Consider the following 4,044-nt stretch of genomic DNA (forward strand, 5'->3'; position numbering starts at 1 on the left):
GCAGTCGGGCTATTTTGTCCTGACAGTTCCTTTCCCGTCGGAAAGAAACTGCCACGACAGCATACTGCGGGAACGTTAGGGCGCATTTCCGCATAAGTACACCTAAAATAGATTTCGAAATAAGATATCAATTCCTAAAGAGCTGAATAAATGCTGTTGCTAATGATATATAGCACACTATAATTTTAAAATTTACTGGTGGTAATAGTTTAAAAACATAGACTAACATGCCATATTACAGAGATATAATAAGATTCTATATAAATCCAATTCAAATAACGAGAAAGCTATTATTTGGAGAGAAATTAATCTGGTTTTATCCAGTTTTAATATATCTGATTTCATATACATTATTATTTATGTTTGTGTTTATTAAAAAGCAATCCAATAATGAGATAGATATTCTCCCGATACTTTATTATTTCCCATATTTTTCTTTACCATATATTCTAGTATTTACTATGACAGGTGTATTGTTCTTTAAAAAGCCAAATAAGAACGTACGGACTCAGTTTTATTACTCAATCTTGATTGTTAGTTATGGATACATAATATTTCTGTCGTTTAATCTACTGACAATTGGATCTAATATTTCTGATCCTTTAATGGGAGTTATTCATATTTTTACAATCTTAACTACTAAGTTATTTTTTAATCTCAGAATTTACCAAACTAGGAAAATGAATGGGATGAAATCAATAATTGAACTAATAATTGATGCTCTATTGATTCTATTAATTATTAGTGGATTACAAATAATAATAAACGCGCCCTAACACGCGGTCATAGTGCATGGCAGTACTTTTAAACCAAATAATTCAACGTTCGCGCAAAGCTCTTTTCGTCCTGACAGTTCCTATCCTTTCGGACAGAAACTGCCACGACACCATACCGCGGGAACGTTGTGTGTAATATTGAGAAAAATGAAGTATAAATTAGAGAGAGAAATACATTGGTCAAGTTATAGGATTGGACTAATTATTGTTTTAGTGCTTTTAATATTCTTCGTTGTAGTTATAAATCTAATACCTAACCTGAATTTGAATACGAGATTATCTATAAGTGCACTTGTAATAATATTTCATTTATTAATGACTTACTTAATCTATGTTGCAAATCGAAGATTTCTAAGAAGTATAATATTTGACTTTGATAAGGAGACTATTGAATATTTTTCAATAATAAAATCTATAAGTAAGAGGATTCAATTTACTGAAATTGAAGTACTAAAAACCATAAAATCTCAAGGATTTAGAAACTTCACTAATGGTTTTCGAAATCATAATCTGGTTCTTAGAATTAAGAATAATTCTCAACCACAAATATTTGAAATTCGGAATAGTTCAGACTTTGAAAAATCAAATCTTATAATAGAAAAAATAAATACTACACACAACACGCGGTCATAGTGCATGCGGTTTTATTTTAACATGCAAATCCACATTCCGTATGCCGTCGTTTTCGGCTTGACAGTCTCCACTTCGTGGGACAGTCAACCGCACGACACCATACCGCGGGAACGTTATGCGCAAGCAAAACGGAGCGCTACACAATGACAATTGAGATTCAAAAATGAGTGAACACAACGATACAAGATTTCTATACCTGCTGATTGAATGCCAGTATGATGATAAGACTGGATTTTATTTATCTTGTCTTGCACAAAATGACGGGATTGACGAATCAAGACAAAAAATTGAAGAACGATTAAAACTTGAAGGAATCAATAAATGCATTCTTGCCGAAGTTGGAGTTGTAGATTCAAGCGAGATAGACATGAATAAATATGAACCATACAATACAGATAATACTCGACTCGGATTGACAAGACATGAATATGCAAGTAGAGATGATTATAATTTTGTAAATCCAGGCGGTGTTGTAATTTCAGCTCATTCACGAGTGGACAGAGATGGTTTAACATTAAGCTATTCATTGATTAAAGATGATTATGCAACATTTGCTTTTGAGATTGTTCCCGATGCAGACACAATCGAATCGACTATTAAGATAATATGCTCTGAGATAATTAATGAGCTTAATTTTATTGGGATTTATCTTGATGGAAATTATGATTTTAAAGATTCTGATTACAATGCAATTTGGGTAAAAACAGGAGAGAAATCTGGATTGATTAATTTTTTGTTTGATAACAAATTAAATTTACTTGAAAATGGATTTGTAGCTGTTGAACTTGGAAACGAAAATTCAAATAACAGATTAAGAGTTACTAAAACCAAAGAGTTAAAATTCTGGACTGATACGAGTGACCAATACGAAACGCTTAAAAACAGACTGATAGATTTAGGATATTCATACAATAAAGAGAATGTTTCAACTGGAAAAGATTTTGAACATTTTAAATATCGGAAAATTGATAGTTTTGATTTTGAAAAACTTATTCGATTTCTGATTGATAATGATTTTAAGGAACATAAATTTGAATAATGCCAGCGCATAACATGCGGTCATAAAACATTTGGGGTGAATTGGTTATTCGAGCATCCTGCCACGCATCAACTCTGTGCAACGGTGGATACGTACGCAGCCCGCTCTCCCAAACGTTTCATACCGCAAAACCGTTGGCAGCAATTATAAAAAAGAGAATTCGCATACAATCAAGAGAATAAACATGAATAAAAGAGAAGTTAATTTACTAATTGGATTATTTATAATTTATCTGTTAATTGGTTGTAATAGAAATAATTCCCAAAAAGATGAATATCAAATTCAAAATTTGATTGCAAATGGTGAATTAAAAAACTTCTCATCTCTGAATGATACTTTAACTTTAGTCTTTAATTTATCTGGTTGTATTGATAGACGATTTGATTTCATTAAAATTTTCAGAGTTAAAAATAAGACGTTAATAAATGCAGAAATAGTAGATAATTTTCACGAACAACCAAGGTTCTTTGAGTCTAAAATATATGATTTATCAGTAAACGACTCTTTAAGTTTTGAAAACCTAATCCAACAAATTCAGAAATATGAAATACAAGTAAGGGACACAAATAATTCTCAAGAAAGCAAGTCTATTTTTTTATCATTGGGAGCATTAAATAAGTGGGGAAAATATTATTCAATTGAAAAGTTGACCGAAGAACGTTCTGAATTTTACAAAATGTATCTTTCAGTTATGCACCGAATATATCCGGATATTGAAGATTTTAGACCGATGGAAAACCTTATATTCATGGACGCTGAAATTGAAGAAGATTCAATAAAAATTCTAATGGAAGATTATATATTTATCGAAAAAGATTCAATGAATGATTAAAAAATAACTGCTGCCAACACGCGGTCATAGTGCATGGCAGTATTTTTAAACTAAATAATTCAACGTACGCAGCCGGCCCTTTTCGTCCTGACAGTTCCTTTCACGGGTGAAAGAAACTGCCACGACACCATACCGCGGGAACGTTAGCGGTAATTAAACATAACTTATCGAACATTTAAGAATTAAAACCTTAATTTAATTAATATGAATAACTTCAGAAAAATACTTTTAAGCCTTTTATTTATTATTTCAGTTACTTACTTTACTCCTTCTATGGCACAAGATTTCTTGCAGATTTACAAAAATGGCAAAGCAGATACAATCTTTATGACTAAAGATTATCAGATTAATGTTCTTGTACCCCAGATGCCTAAATATAAAAATCAAGATTACAACCTGTCATTTGTAAAATATCTTAAGAAGAAAATTGACAAGACCAAAGGCGTAAAAAAGAGAGACCTAAACAAAAGAGTATATGTTGCATTCGTAGTAAATGCAGATAGTACAATTTCGCATATATTTTTCCCTAAAAGCTCTGGATCAGAATTGTTAGACAAATCCATCATAAATGCAGTTCAAGAGTCTGCTGAAGATTGGACACCAGGAACAAATAATGACACAAATGCTAATGTTTTGCTCACAATTATTGTTGGTCTTAAATGATTTTTAAAATAAAAAACTACCGCTAACACTATTCTAAGGAAAAACCAAAATATTGTGCAATAAATTAGGCAGCAAATCTACTTAAGTCCACATACGGTGAT

Annotated in this window: 4 protein-coding genes; all 4 read left to right on the forward strand. The window is 31.4% G+C overall.

Translation table 11 applies throughout. From position 1 onward, the window contains the following. Positions 1-923: 923 nt before the first annotated feature. On the forward strand, positions 924-1,409 hold the full coding sequence (locus ACE1ET_RS20245; RefSeq protein ID WP_375730247.1) for a hypothetical protein: 486 nt from the start codon (positions 924-926) through the stop codon (positions 1,407-1,409). A 163-nt stretch (positions 1,410-1,572) separates the two neighbouring features. Then, on the forward strand, positions 1,573-2,448 hold the full coding sequence (locus ACE1ET_RS20250) for a hypothetical protein (RefSeq protein ID WP_375730248.1): 876 nt from the start codon (positions 1,573-1,575) through the stop codon (positions 2,446-2,448). A gap of 184 nt (positions 2,449-2,632) precedes the next feature. Beyond that, positions 2,633-3,280, forward strand: a complete 648-nt coding sequence (locus tag ACE1ET_RS20255) for a hypothetical protein (protein WP_375730249.1) — start codon at positions 2,633-2,635, stop codon at positions 3,278-3,280. A 204-nt stretch (positions 3,281-3,484) separates the two neighbouring features. After that, positions 3,485-3,943: an energy transducer TonB gene (locus ACE1ET_RS20260; protein WP_375730250.1), complete on the forward strand. Its 459-nt coding sequence runs from the start codon at positions 3,485-3,487 to the stop codon at positions 3,941-3,943. Positions 3,944-4,044: the final 101 nt, after the last annotated feature.

This window comes from Quyinboa mangrovi (genome assembly GCF_042219825.1).
In the GTDB taxonomy this organism is placed as follows: domain Bacteria; phylum Bacteroidota; class Bacteroidia; order Bacteroidales; family UBA5342; genus JBHJHP01.